The 17,422-nt window shown below is 67.1% G+C and carries 19 protein-coding genes; 12 read left to right on the top strand and 7 right to left on the bottom strand.

What is annotated here, in order from left to right; translation table 11 throughout:
- Nucleotides 1-75 precede the first annotated feature (75 nt).
- The 8 genes from WG898_RS03325 (at nucleotide 76) to WG898_RS03290 (ending at nucleotide 4,489) form a co-directional block, all read left to right on the top strand.
- Nucleotides 76-456 carry a hypothetical protein gene (locus WG898_RS03325; RefSeq protein WP_339601321.1) on the top strand — a complete coding sequence of 127 codons (381 nt, stop codon included), beginning with the start codon at nucleotides 76-78 and terminating at the stop codon, nucleotides 454-456.
- 94 nt (nucleotides 457-550) lie between these two features.
- On the top strand, nucleotides 551-1,294 hold the full coding sequence (locus WG898_RS03320; RefSeq protein WP_339601320.1) for an abortive infection system antitoxin AbiGi family protein: 744 nt from the start codon (nucleotides 551-553) through the stop codon (nucleotides 1,292-1,294).
- Between the two features lie 86 nt (nucleotides 1,295-1,380).
- On the top strand, nucleotides 1,381-1,959 hold the full coding sequence (locus WG898_RS03315) for an ATP-binding protein (protein ID WP_339601319.1): 579 nt from the start codon (nucleotides 1,381-1,383) through the stop codon (nucleotides 1,957-1,959).
- A gap of 111 nt (nucleotides 1,960-2,070) precedes the next feature.
- Nucleotides 2,071-2,448, top strand: a complete 378-nt coding sequence (locus WG898_RS03310) for a hypothetical protein (protein ID WP_339601318.1) — start codon at nucleotides 2,071-2,073, stop codon at nucleotides 2,446-2,448.
- Nucleotides 2,449-2,521: 73 nt separating this feature from the next.
- The gene (locus tag WG898_RS03305; protein WP_339601317.1) at nucleotides 2,522-3,058 is read left to right on the top strand and encodes a hypothetical protein; all 537 of its coding nucleotides are present in this window, start codon (nucleotides 2,522-2,524) and stop codon (nucleotides 3,056-3,058) included.
- A 29-nt stretch (nucleotides 3,059-3,087) separates the two neighbouring features.
- Nucleotides 3,088-3,765 (top strand): class I SAM-dependent methyltransferase, encoded by a 678-nt coding sequence (locus WG898_RS03300; protein WP_339601316.1) that lies wholly within the window; start codon nucleotides 3,088-3,090, stop codon nucleotides 3,763-3,765.
- A gap of 47 nt (nucleotides 3,766-3,812) precedes the next feature.
- The gene (locus WG898_RS03295) at nucleotides 3,813-4,082 is read left to right on the top strand and encodes a hypothetical protein (protein WP_339601315.1); all 270 of its coding nucleotides are present in this window, start codon (nucleotides 3,813-3,815) and stop codon (nucleotides 4,080-4,082) included.
- Complete coding sequence (locus WG898_RS03290; protein WP_339601314.1) at nucleotides 4,079-4,489, top strand: DUF1801 domain-containing protein; 411 nt, start codon at nucleotides 4,079-4,081, stop codon at nucleotides 4,487-4,489. Before WG898_RS03295 ends, WG898_RS03290 begins: the two co-directional genes overlap by 4 nt.
- Nucleotides 4,490-4,513: 24 nt before the next feature.
- On the opposite strand, the gene WG898_RS03285 is transcribed toward WG898_RS03290, so the two are convergent.
- The gene (locus WG898_RS03285; RefSeq protein ID WP_339601313.1) at nucleotides 4,514-4,789 is read right to left on the bottom strand and encodes a DUF3303 domain-containing protein; all 276 of its coding nucleotides are present in this window, start codon (nucleotides 4,787-4,789) and stop codon (nucleotides 4,514-4,516) included.
- Nucleotides 4,790-4,977: 188 nt separating this feature from the next.
- On the opposite strand from WG898_RS03285, the gene WG898_RS03280 reads away from it, so the two are divergent.
- Nucleotides 4,978-5,448, top strand: a complete 471-nt coding sequence (locus tag WG898_RS03280) for a hypothetical protein (protein WP_339601312.1) — start codon at nucleotides 4,978-4,980, stop codon at nucleotides 5,446-5,448.
- Here the strand turns inward: WG898_RS03280 and WG898_RS03275 are convergent, their stop codons facing one another.
- Nucleotides 5,449-6,624 carry an alkane 1-monooxygenase gene (locus WG898_RS03275; RefSeq protein ID WP_339601311.1) on the bottom strand — a complete coding sequence of 392 codons (1,176 nt, stop codon included), beginning with the start codon at nucleotides 6,622-6,624 and terminating at the stop codon, nucleotides 5,449-5,451.
- A 46-nt stretch (nucleotides 6,625-6,670) separates the two neighbouring features.
- Nucleotides 6,671-7,090 (bottom strand): DUF3224 domain-containing protein, encoded by a 420-nt coding sequence (locus tag WG898_RS03270; RefSeq protein ID WP_339601310.1) that lies wholly within the window; start codon nucleotides 7,088-7,090, stop codon nucleotides 6,671-6,673.
- 109 nt (nucleotides 7,091-7,199) lie between these two features.
- On the opposite strand from WG898_RS03270, the gene WG898_RS03265 reads away from it, so the two are divergent.
- Nucleotides 7,200-8,072: an AraC family transcriptional regulator gene (locus tag WG898_RS03265; protein WP_339601309.1), complete on the top strand. Its 873-nt coding sequence runs from the start codon at nucleotides 7,200-7,202 to the stop codon at nucleotides 8,070-8,072.
- Here WG898_RS03265 and WG898_RS03260 read toward each other — a convergent pair.
- Complete coding sequence (locus WG898_RS03260; RefSeq protein ID WP_339601308.1) at nucleotides 8,047-8,946, bottom strand: MBL fold metallo-hydrolase; 900 nt, start codon at nucleotides 8,944-8,946, stop codon at nucleotides 8,047-8,049. The genes WG898_RS03265 and WG898_RS03260 overlap by 26 nt on opposite strands.
- Before the next feature lie 112 nt (nucleotides 8,947-9,058).
- Here WG898_RS03260 and WG898_RS03255 point away from each other — a divergent pair, with 112 nt between their 5' ends.
- Both WG898_RS03255 and WG898_RS03250 read left to right on the top strand, forming a co-directional pair.
- Nucleotides 9,059-9,970 (top strand): LysR family transcriptional regulator, encoded by a 912-nt coding sequence (locus WG898_RS03255; RefSeq protein WP_339601307.1) that lies wholly within the window; start codon nucleotides 9,059-9,061, stop codon nucleotides 9,968-9,970.
- Between the two features lie 66 nt (nucleotides 9,971-10,036).
- Nucleotides 10,037-11,719, top strand: coding sequence for an AMP-binding protein (locus tag WG898_RS03250; RefSeq protein ID WP_339601306.1), 1,683 nt, complete (start codon nucleotides 10,037-10,039; stop codon nucleotides 11,717-11,719).
- Nucleotides 11,720-11,747: 28 nt separating this feature from the next.
- Here the strand turns inward: WG898_RS03250 and WG898_RS03245 are convergent, their stop codons facing one another.
- From WG898_RS03245 to WG898_RS03235, 3 genes are all read right to left on the bottom strand, one after another.
- Nucleotides 11,748-13,814: a sensor histidine kinase gene (locus tag WG898_RS03245; protein ID WP_339601305.1), complete on the bottom strand. Its 2,067-nt coding sequence runs from the start codon at nucleotides 13,812-13,814 to the stop codon at nucleotides 11,748-11,750.
- A gap of 99 nt (nucleotides 13,815-13,913) precedes the next feature.
- Nucleotides 13,914-16,628 (bottom strand): M16 family metallopeptidase, encoded by a 2,715-nt coding sequence (locus tag WG898_RS03240; protein ID WP_339601304.1) that lies wholly within the window; start codon nucleotides 16,626-16,628, stop codon nucleotides 13,914-13,916.
- Between the two features lie 84 nt (nucleotides 16,629-16,712).
- The gene (locus tag WG898_RS03235; protein ID WP_339601303.1) at nucleotides 16,713-17,420 is read right to left on the bottom strand and encodes an aspartate/glutamate racemase family protein; all 708 of its coding nucleotides are present in this window, start codon (nucleotides 17,418-17,420) and stop codon (nucleotides 16,713-16,715) included.
- Between the last annotated feature and the right edge of the window lie 2 nt (nucleotides 17,421-17,422).

The following is a 17,422-nucleotide window of genomic DNA, read 5'->3' as shown; positions in this document are numbered from 1 at the left end:
CCATTGAAGGTGCCGTCTAAATTACGCAAGGCCCCTCCAACCGGCCGCTCTATTTCCGCCCATAAGGAGAGTTCCATGCCCGCAGAAGCCGCTGCTCTACTCGGCCCCCTTCAGAGTCTGCTTGCCTGGTTTCAGAAGAATCGAATGCACAAAGACGAGCAAAAAGATGCCGCGCTTGAGGCGATCAACAAGGCTCTATTCGCCAGCATGAAGTACGCCGAGGAGCAGCGCCTTTTAAGCCAGCCCATTCGCGAACGGGAGTTCGAGCTCGCGGAGTTATGGGCAAATGCGGCTGCTAAGGTTCGTCATGCAAGTGAAGAACTCGCGATGCGACTCCAGGACAAGTCAGTGTATTGGTCCCAGCCGGTGAAGTGGTCCCGAGAGGAGGTTCTGCTAAAACGCATCGACTTTGAGGCAATCCAGCATGAGATCAAACAACTTCTCAAAGAGGCCTAGCCCTTCCATCGAGGGGACTCGCTCTAGCGGGCTCTACCTGCCTACGCAAGCAGCTCATTTCAAACGCTAGCCATCACAAGCCGGCATCGCGCTTATGCGACCAAAATCCCAAAGCCTCTTTCACTTCACGAAAGACCTCACAACGCTCCAGAAGATTCTTACGGGAGGATTCTGGCCACGCTATTCCGTAGAGGACTACAACTGGCAGGCCCTGGGCCCAGGCTCAATCGATTTTGCGGCGATTCCGATGGTTTGCTTCTGTGACATCCCGCTTTCTCGCATAGACGAGCATGTCGCCTTCTACGGGTACTACGGAATTGGTCTGTCGCGCGAATGGGCGGAATCAAACGGGTTGAATCCACTGCTCTACATTGCCGCTGAAAATAGTTTGGCTCGTTCATTGATTGGGCTTGCCGACGTGGCGCGGAAGGCGCCTGGAGATGACGCGCTGATCGGCGGGGCGTTGATTCAGCATGCCGCGAGCTTCATGAAGCAAACGTCTGGGAAGACGACTCGTAGTGGAACCGAAATTGAGAAGGACTTCTACCAGGAGTCTGAGTGGCGTTTTGTTCCTTTCCATGCGGAAATTCCGCAGATCCTGACGCGCGAGAAGTTTGAAGACACGGCGTTTCTTGAGCAGTGCAATTCGAAGACGCAAGCGTTGGCGACTCTCAAGTTTTCTCTTTCAGACGTGCGCTACGTCTTCGTCCGCGAAGACAGCGAGATCCCAAGCATGATCAATTTCATTCAGAACGCGATGGATCACCACCCAGGAGCAGCGACGAAGGTTCTTATGTCCAGAGTCACATCTCTAGAGACACTCCGAGGAGATTGGTGATGGCTAACTCGTTAGAGGAGCCGGCAGCCCGCGGCAAGCCTAGGTTTGCGGCTGAGGTTCAACGCTAGAAGGAGCGCACCACCGTTATGCCCTCTCCTCTGCCGGATGCCGACGCCCACGCACAAGCCGCCCCCAGCTTCGATGCGACAGGCTTTGTCGTGAGGGCGCTTGTGCTCTATGCCTTGGCGGAACATCAGGCTGGCCATGCAGAAGAGATTCGGGTCATCGCCCAGGGGTATGACTTCTCAGTGTCCGATGACGGTCGTGGGCACTCAATCAACAAGGTAGTCGACGGTTCGCCTTACCTGAACTTCATCTACGGACAGCTGGACTACCCATTTGCGGCCAATCCAGGCGGCGCAATTCAGTTGCAGGGCATCGGTATGTCGCTTGTCAATTCGCTTTGCAGCGATCTCGCGGTCGAGGTTCGCAAGTCGGAGCAGGTGCTCCGCCTTCGATTCAGCAGTGGGCAACTCAGGGAAAAGCAAGTGCAGACGGTGGGCTCGGGGCAAACTGGCAACACAGTCTCAGGCACCATTGCGCCTCAACTGGCGGGCTCACCAATGAATGAAGCGCGGCTTGAAGGCTGGTTGCGCCGTGTTGCCGCCACAAACCCGGCGCTGCGGCTTTCGTTCAACGGAAGCGCTTTGCACAATGGTTCTTAGGGCGCGGTCTTGCTGGGCTTTCGTTCGAGCGCCTTCTGGTGCCGCGCACGTCAAGCGCCGAGCCGACGCTGCGCTGATGCTGGCTGAGTACGCATCAAGGCCAGGCTGCTAATGGAACTCCTCGTCGAACTGCTGCTCGAATTCCTGATCCAGGTGTTCGGCGAAGCGCTGTTTGAGCTGGGCCTGCACTCCTTGGCCGAGCCATTTCGACGGCCTCCCGATCCCTGGCTGGCCGCGATTGGCTACGCGATCTTCGGGCTCATCGCCGGCGGCCTCTCGCTATGGCCGTTTCCGCAGCACATGGTGGCGGCGCCGATGTGGCGCTGGGTCAATCTGCTTGCCACACCGGTGCTTGTGGGCCTGTGCATGTCTTGGCTGGGGGCCTGGCGCTCGCGGCGGGGGCAAACGGTGTTCCGTATCGACCGCTTTTCGTATGGTTACCTCTTCGCTCTATGCTTTGCCGCCGTCCGGTTTTCGTGGGCGGCGTGACGGCCACAGCAACAGTTAGCATCTTGTCTCGAAGTGGACGAGAAGTCCGGGCGAAAAATGATGGATTGAAACGATGCAAGTGATGCGAAGGATTGCGGTGCTGCTGCTCGGCTTGGTGCTCGCCACCCCCGGTGCCCAAGCCTCCGAGCCCGTCACCAACTTCAATGTCGTGTTGCTGCAGCCTAGCGATGTGCTGGAAGCCCGTGTGCCAAGCGTCGATGCGCTCGCGGACTACATCAAGGCGGTGCAGGGTGCATTGCGCGAGGCCGTGGCGGGCACCGAGGCTCAGGAAAAGACCAGGCAGTCGGTGGGCGGCTTTGTCGTGCTGGCGGTTCGGCCCGGCCTGCAATCCAAGGTCTGGCTCGACTTCGATCAGCTGCTGGACCTGCAAGTCAGGAAGCAGATCGCCCTCAAGGTCGGCGCTGTGAAACCCTTCGAGGCCCGCGAGGGCCCTGTGGTGTTCGCGCTCAAGGTGGCCTTGTGGGATGGCAAGGAATCGAGACGAGTCGCACCCCTGCCGGCAGAGTGGAAGCGAAACGCGCCGGCTGCTTCAGCGTCAGCGGCAGCGCCGGAAGTTGGTGCCCTGGTCGAAAGCATCTGGAACGATTGAGGCCGCAAGCAGCAACGCCACACCACGCCATGTCATCCCCTGCCCAGCAAATGCACAGCTACTACGCCGCCCGCGCCGCCGAGTACGACGCCGTCTATCTCAAGCCCGAGCGCCAGGCCGATCTGCGCGCCATCGAGGCCTGGCTGCCCACGCGCTTCGGCGAAGGTGCGGCCGTGCTGGAGGTGGCCTGCGGCACCGGCTACTGGACTCAGTTCATCGCGCCCAAGGCCTCGCGCATGCTCGCGCTCGACGCGGCGCCCGAGACCCTGGCGATCGCGAGGAACCGCTTGGCCGGAGAGCAGGCTGTCGAATTCGTGGTGAGCGACGCCTACGCCCTGCCCAAGCGCGGTGGCAGCGTCTTTGACGCCGCCTTCGCCGGCTTCTGGTTCTCGCATGTGCCCAAAGGCCGGCGCAGGGAGTTCCTGGCCGGGCTGGCCGAGGCCGTCGAACCCGGCGCGCGCATCGTCCTGATCGACAACCGATTCGTCGAGGGCAGCAGCACGCCGCTGAGCGAGCATGACGCCGAGGGCAACACCTATCAGCTCAGGACGCTCAACGACGGGTCCAGGCACAGAGTGCTGAAGAACTTCCCCAGCCGGGCCGAGCTTGAGGGCGCCATCGAGGGATTGGGGAGCAGCCCTGTTTTCACCGAGTGGCAGTATTTCTGGGCGTTTGAGTATCTGGCGGCCGGGCCCAGTCAAGGCTAATCTGGCATGCCAGTGTCAGGAGCCGCCCTGCTTGGAGGCCCAATCCCATGTCGATTCATCCTCAGCAAGAAGTAGAAGAAGCGAAGGACTATTGGTTCCCTGCCAAGCGTTATGGCTGGGGCTGGGGCCTGCCCAGTGCCTGGCAGGGCTGGCTGGTGCTGGTGGCCTTCATGGCGCTGCTTGTCGCGGGCACGCTGTTGCTGAGGACGGAGCCCCCTGTGTTCCTGCTTGCCTACACCGCCGTACTTGGCGTGGCGCTGGTGGTCATTTGCTGGCGCAAGGGCGAGCCGCCGCGCTGGCGCTGGGGTGACAAGTGAGCAACTCTGCCGCTGCCTCAGCGGCCACCGCTGCGGCCGCCCTGATAGACGCCAAGATCCAGGCGCTGGGTGATTGGCGCGGAGCCTTGTTGAGCCGGCTGCGCGTGCTGATGCGCGATGCCGATCCCGAGGTGCTGAAGGAGTGGAAGTGGAGCACGCCGGTGTGGTCGCATGGCGGCATCATCTGCACCGGCGAGAGCTACAAGGCGGTGGTGAAGCTGACGTTTCCCAAGGGCGCGGCCCTCCCCGACCCCGCGCGCCTGTTCAATTCAAGCCTGGAGGGCAAGGTGCGCCGCGCCATCGACATCCGCGAGGGCGAGGCGCTGAACGAGGCGGCGCTGAAGGCGCTGATCCGCGCCGCCGTGGCGCTCAACCGGCAAGCGGCGGCACGGGCCGGGTCGCGCTGATTCATCAATCAACGAATCAATCAATCAACGCTTGCCCAGCGCTGCCAGCACGGCGCCGGCGTCGGCGTCTTCCAGGCAGGGGGTGACCGCCATGGCGAGCAGGTCGGCCCATTGGGCCTGGTACTGGAACATGGCCTTGGCATCATCGGACTCGGTGATGGCAAAGCCCTGGCCGCTCATGCCGTGCCAGCGCCCCAACAGGCTCACGCCCTTGGGGGGCGCGCCGCCGGTCTCCAGGAAACGCGCCACGGCCGCGTTGTAAGTGCCTTGCGGCAGGGTCCAGCTAACGATGTATTTCATGACTGAATCTCCAGCATGGAAAGTGCTAAGCCGCCGCCCTATGCGTGTGGGCCTGGCGGCGGCCCGTATCCTTCGCCCACCGAGGAGGGGGCATGCAGCGTACGTCCGCCGCCAGGGCGATGGAACCCCCACAATCATGGCCAGCCGAGCTGCGCCGGCCGTGGCGGTGACGATGGAGGTTCAGATCGATGACAGACCTAGCAGCTAGCGATGCGCTGCGGCCCGAGCGGGCCTTTGATTTCTGGCTGGGCGACTGGGAGGTGCGCAGGCCCGATGGAAGCCTGGCCGGCCACAACCGCATCGTGCTGGCCCACCAGGGGCGTGTGCTGCGCGAGCAGTACCGCACCGAGCGCGGCTACAGCGGCGAGAGCCTCAATATCTATGACAGCACGCGCCAATGCTGGCACCAGAGCTGGGTGGACAGCGACGGCCTGCTGTTGCTGCTCGAAGGGGGCTGGCAAGCGCAAGAGCGATGCATGCAATTGCAGGGCACAGCGGCGGCGGGCGCTGCGCCGCCCACCCTGCAGCGCATTCGTTGGACGCCGCAGGCCGATGGCACGGTGCGCCAATGCTGGGAATGCAGCAGCGAGGCCGGCGCCGCGCCGGGCGCCTGGGAGCTGGTGTTTGACGGGCTGTATCGCCGCGTGGCGGCTGCCTAGCTAGCCGGCCCAGCGCCGCAGCAGCGCCGCGCGCTTGCTTGGCTGCAGATTGGCGCGCCGCAAATCGCCGCCGTAATGCCTGAGCACGCGCGCGTCCATGACGCGAAACCACAGCGGCGGCAGATAGGCCAGCAGCAGCATGGCGGCATAGCCCGAGGGCAGTTGCGGGCTGTGCTCGAAATGGCGCAGCGCCTGGTAGCGCCGGCCCGGGTGGGCATGGTGGTCGCTGTGGCGCTGCAACTGGTAGAGAAAGAGATTCGAGACGCGGTGGCTGGAGTTCCAGGAATGCTCGGGCGCGCAGCGCACCGGGCGGCCGGTGTTGGGGTCGATGGGACGCAGCAGGCCGTAATGCTCGATGTAGTTCACCACCTCCAGCAGGCTGGCGCCGTAAAAGGCCTGCACCAGCAGGAAGGGCAGCACCGCAAGGCCCAGCCACAGGCATAGCGCGCCATAGAGCAGGGCCGTCATGGCCCAGGCCTGCAGGCATTCGTTGCGCCAATTCCAGGGGCCCAGGTCCAGCCTGGCCAGGCGCGTGCGCTCGATGTCCCAGGCCGAGGCCAGGCTGCCCCACATGGTGCGCGGCAGAAAAGCCCAGAAGCTTTCGCCCAGGCGCGCGCTGGCCGGGTCGCTGGGGGTGGCCACGCGCAGGTGATGGCCGCGGTTGTGCTCCACATAGAAATGCCCATAGGCCACCGGCGCCAGCGCGATGCGCGCCAGCCAGCGCTCCCAGCGCGGCAGCTTGTGGCCCAGTTCATGCGCGGTGTTGATGGCCACACCGTTGATGCCGCCCACGCTGAGAATCAGGCCGGCCCAGCCGAAGGCGCTCAGCTCCTGCGTGGCGGCGATCCAGGCACCATGCAGGGTCAAACCGAACTGGAAGGGCACGAAGGCCACCACGATGGCGCGGTACCAGCGCGCCTGCTCCAGCGCCGGCACGGCGGCCTCGGGCGGATTGCGCGGGTCGGTGCCCAGCAAGGTGTCGAGCAGGGGGATCAGCACGTACATCACCGCACTGCTGACCCACAACCACCATTCATGGCCGGTGGCCTGGTATTTGACGAGGTTCAGCCACACCAGGCCGGGGAAGGCGGGCGAGAGCAGCCACCACCAGCGGTAGCGGTCGCGCCAGGCGCCGCCGGCCGGGGCTGCGGGGAGGGTGCTGCTGCCCATACTCATGCGCCGCATGCTGCGCGCAGCGGCGGGCCCGGTCAAGCTGCGGCGTTTACGGATGATGAGCGAGCTGGTAGTTCAGCTCGTAGTGGTGCACGCCGGCGGCTATGCGCAGCAGCAGTTCGCCGCTGATGCCAAGGAGCTCGCCCTGGCCCGAACCCGGCACGATGGCGATGCGCAGATCCTGCTGGCCGTCGCTCATCATCAGGCCCAGATGCGCCAGCGCAAAGCTGCCGCTGCGCCCCTGCAGCCGGCCCACAAAGGATTCCAGCGCGGTGTAGGCGGCCGCGCCGGCCTGCGGCTGGCCGGCGGCCAGCATCTCGCCAACGGCCTGCCCCTGCATGTCGCCCTCGTACTGCTTGGCCAGGCTGCGCCTGAACATGGGGGTGCCGCCGGCAGGGACGGGCATGGCCTCGGGCGCGCCGATCGTGACGCTGAACTGGCCGCTGGCGCTGTGGCTTTGCTGGGTCATGGTGCTGGGGGCTGCGTACAGGCGGGGGTTGGACAATAGCAGGCTGGCGGCGAGCAGCTGGCGCCGCCGCCCTGCCTTTGCGGCGTTTGTGTCAGGCGGTTTTTTCTTCATGGCCTCATCTTCCGAGCTATCAGCCTTGCCGGCTTGTACAAACCCGACGGGGCTTCCTGGGTGTGAGATCGACGCGCGTGCGCTGCTGGACAGGCAGCCGCAGCAGGGCTTCCAGCTGCAGCGCCTGCCGGTGTGCGCCGCCCTGGCGCCCTGGCTGGACTACCACTGGCTGATCGAATGGGATCTGCCGCCGGGCCGGGTGCATAGGCAGCGCGTGCTGCCCTATCCGAACACGCATCTGGTCTTCGAGGCCGGCGCCACCGCCCTGCATGGGGTGGCGCGCGGCGTCTATGTGCGCGAGCTGTCGGGCCGCGGCCGGGTGCATGGGCTGCGCTTCAAGTGCGGTGGCCTGCGGCCCTGGCTGGCTGGGCCGGTGCAGGCGCTGCATGGACGATCCGTGCCGGCCACCCCCTGTGTGGGCGCGGATGTGCCGGCCGCCGAGCAGGCCGTGCTTGGCGAGCGCGAGCCGCAGCGCGCTTGCGCTGCCGCCGAGGCCCTGCTGCTGGCGCGGCGCCCGGCGGTGCCTGCGCTGGCGGGCCTGGACGAGGCGGTGCAGCACGTGCTGGCCGATGTCAGCATCACCCGTGCGGTGCAGCTGCAGGCCCTGCTGGGTCTGGGCGAGCGTGCCCTGCAGCGCTGCTTTGCCGAGCATGTGGGCGTGGCGCCCAAATGGGTGATACAGCGCGCCCGTCTGCAGGATGCCTTGCTGGCGCTGGGCCAGCCGGATGCACCGCCGCTGGCCGAGCTGGCCTTGCGGCTGGGCTTTTGCGACCAGGCGCATTTCAGCCGCAGCCTGCGCCAGACCCTGGGTCAGAGCCCGCAGCAGCTGCGTGCCATGCTGCTGGTCACCACTTCATCTCGCCCTTGTTGACCTTGGCGCCGATCTCCAGCGCGATGCCCAGCCCGGCCTGCGGGTAGACGGCCTTCATGGTGGCGATCAGCGCGGCGGCGTCGGCGGCACGGGGCAGCTCGGCTTCGAAACGCTGCAGATAGGCGCGCGTGTGGTTCAGGGCCGAGAGGTCCTGCGTCGTGCCGGGCAACATATGGCCGGGCACCACCACGGCGGGCTGCAGGGCGGCGATGCCGTCCAGCTTGGCCAGCCAGGCGGCGCGCTCGGCCGCGCTCTGGGTGTCGGCCGTCCAGGCGTGCAGATTGCCGAACACATTCACGCCGCCCACCACCGCCTTGATGGACGGGATCCACACATAGCTGCGATGCGCCAGGGCATCGTCCAGGCCGCGGATCTCCAGGGTCTGGCCTTCCAGGCTCAGGCTGTTGCCGGCCAGTGCCTCGGGCAGCACAGGCTGGCGCGGCGCGTTCGCGCCCAGCCGCGGGCCCCAGACCTGCAGCTTGGTGGGTAGCAGGGCCTGGATCTTCTTCAGCGTGGGCGCGGCGGCCACGATCCTGGCCTCGGGGAATTCGGCATGCAGCACTTCCAGGCCGAAGTAGTAGTCGGGGTCGGCGGCGCTCACATAGATGGTGCTGAGCTTCTTGCCGCTGTCCAGCACGGCGGCGGCCACGCGCAGGGCGTCGGCGCGGGTGAAGCCGGCGTCCAGCAGGATGGCCTCCTTGGCGCCACTCACCAGCACCGAGTTCACATGGAAGCTGGCCGGGCCATGGTTGATGACTTGCAGGCTCAGCGGCGCCGCGGCGGCGCTGCTGCCCTGGGCCACGGCGCTCAGGCCGCTGCTGAGCAGGGCGGCGGCGAGCAGGGGGCGGATGAAGCGGGGCAGTTGGGTGTTCATGTCGGCTACCTTGTGTTGGGGTGAAGCGAACTTTATTTGCGCTTGTTCTGCGGATAAACAGCCGTCGCGTAGACTGTTTGTTGCATCAATCGAGCAAATTGGCAGGAAGGCGATGGACAGACTCAAGGCGGCCCAGGTCTTTGTGGAAGTGGTGGAGCGCGGCAGCCTTACCGCCGCGGCCGAGGCCCTGGGCCTCTCGCGCGCCATGGCCAGCCGCCATCTGGAGGCGGCCGAGCGATGGCTGGGTGCGCGCCTGCTGCAGCGCAGCACCCGGCGCCTGAGCCTCACCGATGCCGGCGCCGAGGCCCTGCCGCGCTGCCGCCAGCTGGTGGAGCTGGCCGAGGAGACGCAACAGGCCGCCAGCGCGCGCCAGCAAAGCGTGCATGGGCGGTTGCGCGTGGCGGCCTCGATGTCGTTTGCCCAGCAACACCTGGCCCCGGCGGCGGCGGCCTTTCTGGCCCTGCATCCACGCACCCAGATCGAGGTGCTGGTGTCGGAGCAGGCGGTGAACCTGGTGGAGGACCGCATCGACCTGGCGCTGCGCATCAGCAATCAGCTCGACCCGGCCCTGATCGCACGCCGGCTGACGCTGTGCCGCTCGGTGCTGTGCGCCGCACCGGCCTATCTGCGCGAGCACCCGGCTCCGGCCCAACCTGCCGAGCTGCTGGCCCATGCCTGCGTGGCCCATGCGCGCTTTGGCAGCGAGGCCTGGGCGCTGCAGAACGCCCAGGGTGAGCGGCTGCTGCAGCCGCTGCCGCCGCCGCGCCTGCTGGCCAACGAGGCCTTGCTGCTGGTGCAGGCGGTGCGCGCGGGCGTGGGCATAGGCCTGCTGCCCACCTATCTGGTGGGCCCGGCGCTGGCCGCGGGCGAGCTGCTGCGCGTGCTGCCCGGCTGGGAGCCCGAGCAATTGGGCGTGCATGCCGTCTACACCAGCCGCCGCCACCAACCCCTGCTCTTGCGCAGCTTCGTGGACTTTCTGGCCGAACGCTTCGACGCGGATCTACCCTACTGGGACAGGTCCTAGGCACGGGCCGCGGCGGCGCTCTCCATAATCGGCCCACCCCAGCTGGATGATGAGTGAGTGCCGACCATGCCGAATCAGCGCCTGATGCTCGACTACGTCTACGAACATGAGGCCGCCCAGCCCGACAAGGTCTACCTGACCCAACCGGTAGGCGGCGGGCCTTGCATCGACTACAGCTGGGCCCGCACCCTGGACGAGGCGCGCCGCATGGCCGCCCATCTGCGCGGCCTGCAACTGCCCGCCGGTGCGCGCATTGCCATCCTCTCCAAGAACTGTGCCCACTTCATCATGGCCGAGCTGGCGATCTGGATGGCGGGCGGCACCACCGTGGCGATCTTCCCGACCGAGACCGCCGAGACGGTGCGCTTCGTGCTGCAGCACAGCGAGGCCAGCCTGCTGTTCGTCGGCAAGCTCGATGGCTGGGCCCAGCAGGCGGCGGGCGTGCCGGCGGGCCTGCCCTGCATCGCCCTGCCGCTCGCGCCAGCCGGCCACGGCCTGCCGACCTGGGACGACATCATCGCGCGCACCGCGCCGCTCGCCGGCCGGCCAGAGCGCGCCGGCGGCGAGCTGGCGATGCTGATCTACACCTCGGGCTCCACTGGCGAGCCCAAGGGCGCGATGCACAGCTTCGAGCGCATCACCCGCGCCACCGAGCTGAGTGTGGACTTCGTCAAGACCCTGGTGCCGGACCTGCCGGAACAGCGCGTGCTGTCGTATCTGCCGCTGGCCCATGTCTACGAGCGCGCGGTGGTGGAATGTGCCTCGCTGGTCCATGGCCATACCCATGTGTTCTTTGCCGAATCGCTGGATACTTTTGTGCAGGATCTGCAGCGCGCCCGCCCGACCCTGTTCTGCTCGGTGCCGCGGCTGTGGCTGAAGTTCCAGCAGGGCGTGTTCAGCAAGATGCCGGCCAGGAAGCTGGATCGGCTGCTGGGCATCCCCATCCTGGGCCAGATTGTGCGGCGCAAGGTACTCAAGGGCCTGGGCCTGGACCAGGTGCGCGTGGCCATGAGCGCCTCGGCGCCGATCCCGGCCGAGCTGATCCGCTGGTACCGCCGGCTTGGCCTGAACCTGCTGGAAGGCTATGGCATGACCGAGGATTTCGCCTACTCGCATGCCTCCACGCTGGCACTGAATGCACCGGGTTATGTTGGCGTGCCCCTGCCGGGCGTGGAGGTGAAGCTCAGCGAAGAGGGCGAGATCCTGGTGAAGTCGCCCGGTCAGCTGCTGGGTTATTACAAGCGCCCCGATCTGGACGCGCAATGCTTCACCGCCGACGGTTTCTTCCGCACTGGCGACAAGGGCGAACGCCGGCCCGACGGCCTGCTCAAGCTCACCGGCCGGGTGAAGGAGCTGTTCAAGACCGCCAAGGGCAAGTATGTGGCGCCGGCGCCGATCGAGAACCGCATCAACGCCCACCCCATGGTGGAGATCACCCTGGTCTCGGGCGTGGGCCAGCCGGCCGCCTTCGCCCTGGTGGTGCTGGCCGAAGACCTGCGCCCCAGGCTCAGCGACGCCGCCCTGCGCGCCGAGGTCGAGCAGCAGATGGCGGCGCTGCTGCAAAGCGTCAACGCGCAATCGGCCGACTACGAGCAGTTGCAGATGCTGGTGCTCAGCACCCAGCCCTGGACGATCGAGAACGGCTGCCTCACCCCCACCATGAAGATCAAGCGTAGCCGCATCGAGACCGAGGTGGCGGCGCGTGTGGAGGGCTGGTATGCGGCGGGGGAGAGGGTGGTGTGGGCCTGAGGCGCACGGCGCCCTGAGCGCGGCCTCGTCATAAGGCCGGCAACAGCAGGCTGAAGCAGCTGCCCTGGCCGGCCTGGCTGCTCACCTCGATGCGGCCGCCCATGGCCTGCATCAGGCGGTGCGTGATGGACAGGCCTATGCCCGTGCCTTCGATCTGGCCGCGCTCGGCACCAAGCCGGTTGAAGGGCTGGAACAGCTCGCCGAGCCGGTCGGGCGCGATGCCGGCGCCGGTGTCGGTGATGCTCAGCCGCAGCCATGGCTGCGCGTCATTCTCTTGTTCCTCCAGCTGCCAGCTCAACGCCACCGCGCCGCCCTGGCGGTTGTACTTGATGGCATTGCTGAGCAGATTCAGCAGCACCTGCTGCAGGCGCTGTGGGTCGGCCAGCAGCCGCAGGCCGGGCATGGGCGCCACGACGATCTGCAGCTGCTGATGCTTGGCCGCCTCCGACACCAGGCTCAGGCAGGAATCCAGCAGTGGCGCGAGCTCGACCGGGCCCAGGTCCACATGCAGATGACCGGCCTCGATCTTGGCCAGGTCCAGCACCTCGTCGATCAGGCGCAGCAGATGGCGCCCGGCATGCAGAATCTGCTCGACCTGGCGCTGTTGCGGCGCCTGCAGGCTCTGGTCCATGGCCAGCAACTGGCCGAAGCCCAGCACCGCGTTCAAGGGCGTGCGCAGCTCATGGCTCATGCTGGCCAGAAAGTCCGATTTGGCGCGATTCGCCTGCTCGGCCAACTCGCGCGCCTGCTGCAGCTGCCGCAGGGTCTCGGCCTCGGCGCTCACGTCGCGATAGCTCCAGACCCTGATGCCGCGCCCCTGGCCGGTGGTGGGGATGCAGCGGCGCAGCAGCACGCGCCCGTCGTTGAGCGTCATATGGTCTTCGCTGGGCAGGCCGGCGGCAGCGATGGCCTGGATGCGCTGCGCCTCGTAGGCTGGGTCCACATACAGGGGCTTGCTCTGCGCACGCACATCGTTGAGCGTCAGATCGGCGCGGCGCTCCGGCGCGATGTCCCACATCTGCAGCATGCGCTGGTTGCAGAACAGCAGCGGCTCGTCGGGCGCATCGGCATAGAGGGCAAAGATGGCGTCGCCGGTGGCGTTGAGGGTGAGCTCCAGATTCGCCAGGCTTCGGCTCAGGGCGGCGGCGCTCTCCTTGCGCGCGCTGACGTCGCGCGAGACCAGCACGGCAGCCTTCCAGCCCTGCTGCACATAGGGGTAGAAGCTGGTCTCCCACCAGCGCGGGCCGGCGGCGGGGCGATCCACCCGGACTTCGATGCTGCGCTGCTCACCCTGGTCTATGCAGTCGGCCAGCGCCTGGCGGCATTCGGCGCTGTCCAGCGCCGCCACCATGGTCGCGGGGCACGTGCCCAGCACGTCCTCGGCCCGCAGCCCGGCCTCGCGGCACCAGGCCTGGTTGACGAGGTGGTAGCGCAGCTCGGCATCCACCACGCTGACCGGGCTGGCGATGGAGTTGACGACGAATTGGTAGGTCTGCAGGTCACGCAGATGCGCGGCCTCGGCATGGCGCGAACGGCAGTGCTCGAGAAAGAGCCGGTGGCTGCGCAGCGCGGCCAGGCCCGTCGTGGCGATGAAGAGTCCGGCCAGGCAGAGTCCGGGCAGGTTCAGGGGCAGCAGGCCAAGCCACAGCATCAGGGGCAGGCCGGGCAGGGCCAGCAGCGTGAACAGCCAGCCCGCCATCAGGTCGAAGGAGGCGATCACCAGCGCACCGGCACTCATCAGCAGCAGGGCGAAGGCCAGGTAGAGCGCGCTGTCGGGCCCCTCGGCGAGCAGCAGCACGCCCGAGCTCCAGGCCAGGGCATGCAGGGCGAAGGCCAGGCGCACCGCACGCAGCCTGGCATGCGCGGCGGCCCCGCTCGGGGGGCGGGCGCACAGCGCGGCGCGCAGCAGCAATGCGGCGGCTACCAGGGCCAACCACAGCAGCCAGCCGGTGCCGACATGCATCTGGCGCACCGTCAGGGTCAGCAGCAGGGCGCCGGCCAGGCTGGTGAGCGAGGAGCCCAGCACGGTGCGCCGATGCAGGCGCAACTGCTCATCTCGCAGCGCAGCGATGTCGAAACTGGGGCCCAGATGCATGCGCCAATTCTGCCCGCAGGCCGGCGCCGCGCTGCTGGGAATTGGCCGGGGTTGACGGCCGTCTTTGCCGCCGCCGGCCGGCGCCCCAGCCCCTGCTGCTTACTTGAAGTCGCCCACGAACACGAGCTGGAAGTCTTCCAGCTTGAAGTACTTGCGCAGCGCGCCGTTCACCTGCTCCAGCGTCAGCTTGGCAATGGCGTCATCCACCTGCTGCGACTTGGCCATGGTGCGGCCGAGGAACTGGTTGCCGGCGAGAGCGCGCACCAGGCCGGCGTCCTGCGCGCGGCCGAGGCGGCGTGCGTTCAAGATGGCCTGCTTGCCGGCATCGAGCTCGGCCTGGCTGTAGCCATCCTTGAGGGCGCGGGCCACTTCCTCGCGCAGCGCCTGCTCGACCTTGGCACGGTTCTGCGGCGCAAAGATGGCGCCGACGTTCCAGGGCGAGCTCAGGTCCTTCTGGCCCCACATCAGGTAGGACCAGACGCCGTAGCTCAGGCCGTCCTTCTCGCGAATGCGTTTCCACAGCCGCGAATCGCCGCCGCTGCCGAGCAGGTAGTTGGCCATGGACACGGCGGGGTAGTCGGCATGCTCGTCGTTGAGCGCCAGCGGCATGCGGCCGGCCAGCACCGCGTTCTGCTTGTCGGGCGCGGGCACCAGGCTCAGCTTGCCAGGCTTGGCCACGCTGGGGTAGGCCACCCGCTGGTGCGGCGCTTGCGAGTTCCAGTCGCCCAGCGCCTCGCTCACGGCCTGCTTGAGGGCCGTGGCGTCGAAATCGCCGACGGCCGCGAACTCGGCATGGTTGGCGCCGTAGAAGCGCCGGTGGAAGGCGCGCAGCTGCTCGTTCGTGACGCCCTGGGCATCGGCCGTCATCTGGTCGAACGTGCGGGCCAGGCGCACGTCGCCGCTCGGGTAGTCGCCATTGAGCGCCAGCGCGACGGTGTTCTCGGCCATGGCCTCGGGCTCATCGCGCTGCGCCTTGATGCCGGAGAGCATCTGGGCGCGCACTTCTTCCAGTGCCTCGGGCGCCAGGCGCGGCTGGCGCAGCATCTGCGCGATCAGCCTGGCGGCTTCGGCCGCGTGGGCGCGCTTGGTGACCCAGGCCACCGTCAGGGAGTCGGGGCCGGGCTGGATCTGCAGCTCGACCTTGAGCGCGTCGAGCCGGTCGCGCAGCTGCTGGCGGTCCAACGTGGTCGTGCCCTTGTCCAGCACATAGGCCAGTGCCTCGGCGGCGGCGCGCTGGCCGCGCAGGCTCTCGGCATCGCCAAAGCGCAGGGTCAGAAAGCCTTGCACCGCTTCGCCGCGGGTGGGCTTGGGCAGCAGCGCCAGCTTGAGGCCGTTGGGCAATGTGCTGGTCTGGGTGAGCTTGTCGATATTGGCGGGCGTGGCCTCGAAGGCGGCCACGGCGGCCTGCGCCGCCGCCGGCACAAAGCTCTTCATCTGCTCGTCCACCTTCACCAGCGCGGGCGCGGGCGCGCGCAGCGGCTTGTCGGTGGGGATGTACTGGGCCAGCGTGCGGTTGGCCTGGATCAGGCGCTCGTTGGCGACGCGCTGCACGTCCTCGAGCTTGAGCGCCTTGATGCGGTCGCGCAGCAGGAAGAACATGCGCCAGTCGCCCTGACTCACCGTCTCGGAGAGCGCGGTGCCGACCTGCTCGGGGTCGGAGAACTGCTGCTCCCAGCGGTTCAGCCAGCGCTGCTGGGCGCGCTTGAGTTCCTCGGCGGTGATCGGGTTCTGCGCCAGGCTTTCGATGACCTTGAGCATCTCGCGGCTCATCTCGTCCAGCGAGGCGTTGGGCGCGCTGTCGGCGCCCAGCATCACGAAACCTGGCTCGGCCAGCGCCATGCTGAAGGCGCTCACCGAAGCGGCCAGCTTGGTGTTCTCGACCAGCTGCTTGTGCAGGCGGCCGGCGGGCGGCTCGGTGAGGATCAGGCCCAGCACCTCCACCGCCGCATAGTCCGGGTGCGGCCCGGCCGGCACATGGTAGGCTGCGGTGGCGCTGGCCACGCCACCGAGGCGGCGCACGGTGACGCTGCGCTCGCCGTCCTGCACCGGGTCGACGGTGTAGAAATGCGTCAGCTGACGCTTGGGGGCGGGGATGGCGCCAAAACTCTTGCTCACCCAGCCCAGCACCTTGGCGGCATCGAACTTGCCCGAGACGATGAGGGTCGCGTTATCGGGCTGGTAGTAATTGCGGTAGAAGCCCTGCAGGCGCGGGATGTCGACGTTCTCGACGTCGGCGCGCGCGCCTATGGTGCTCTTGCCGTAGTTGTGCCACTGGTACATGGTGGCCAGGACGCGCTCGAACACGATGTTGCCGGGGTTGTTCTCGCCCATCTCCATCTCGTTGCGCACCACCGTCATTTCGGTGTCGAGATCCTTGCGGGCGATATGGCTGTGCACCATCGCGTCGGCCTGCCAATCGAGGTACCACTTCAGGTTCTCGTCGTTGGCGGCAAAGCTGGCGAAGTAGTTGGTGCGGTCCAGCCAGGTCGAACCATTCGCGCGCAGGCCGCGCTTGCTGAACTCGGCCCAGGGATTCTTGTACTTGGGCGAGCCCTTGAAGATCAGGTGCTCCAGCAGGTGCGCCATGCCGGTCTCGCCATAGTTCTCGTGCTTGGAACCGACGCGGTAGGTCACGTTGACCGTGGTGCTGGGCTTGGAGGCGTCGGGCGCGAGCAGCACCTGCAGGCCGTTAGGCAGGCGGTACTCGGTGATGCCTTCGACGGCGGTGATAGGTTTCATCGCGCCCTGCGCGCCGGCCGCGCTGGCCAGCAGGGACAGGCTCAGGGTCAGGCTGAGTCTTTGAATGGGGGTCATGAACCGGCTCCTCGTTGAGACGCGCGCCAGCCTAGCAGGCTTGCGGGTCCGTGAAAGAAGTCTGGCCGCGCCCGCTGCCCCGATTCAGGCCGCCTGGGGGTAATCACCGAGGGCGAAGTCCACCGCCGCGAGTGCGTGCAGGCGGGTGGTGTCGAACAGCGGCAGCGCCACGTCGGCTGCTTGCAGCAGCAGCGGCAATTCGGTGCAGCCCAGGATGGCGCCCTCGGCGCCCTGCGCGGCCAGGCCGGCGATGATGGCCTTGAGGGTCTGGCGCGAGGACTCCAGGCAGTGGCCCTGGCACAGCTCATCGAAGATGATGCGATGCACTTCGGCGCGCTCCGCCTCCTCGGGCACCAGGCAGGCAATGCCATGGCGCGCCAGATGCTCGGTGTAGAAGGGCTGCTCCATGGTGTAGCGCGTGCCCAGCAGCGCCACGCGCCGGCAGCCCGCCGCCTTGATCGCGGCGGCGGTGGCGTCCGCGATGTGCAGCAAGGGCACTTGCAACTGCGCCTGTACCTCGGGGGCCACGCGGTGCATGGTGTTGGTGCCGATCAGCACGCAGTCGGCGCCGCTGTGCTGCAGGGCCTGACCGGCGCTGGCCAGCATGCCCGAGAGCTCGGCCCAGGCGCCGCTTTGCTGGCGCGCCACCACCTGCTGGAAGTCCAGGCTTTGCAGATGCAGCCTGGCCGAGTGCAGGCCGCCCAGGCGGCGCGCCACCTCGCGGTTGATGATCTGGTAGTACAGGGCGGTGGATTCCCAGCTCATGCCGCCGATCAGGCCGATGGATTTCATGT

Origin of the sequence: Paucibacter soli (assembly GCF_037482845.1) — a bacterium.
Lineage (GTDB): Bacteria > Pseudomonadota > Gammaproteobacteria > Burkholderiales > Burkholderiaceae_C > Paucibacter_B > Paucibacter_B soli.
This window is presented reverse-complemented; position numbering and strand designations above follow the sequence as displayed.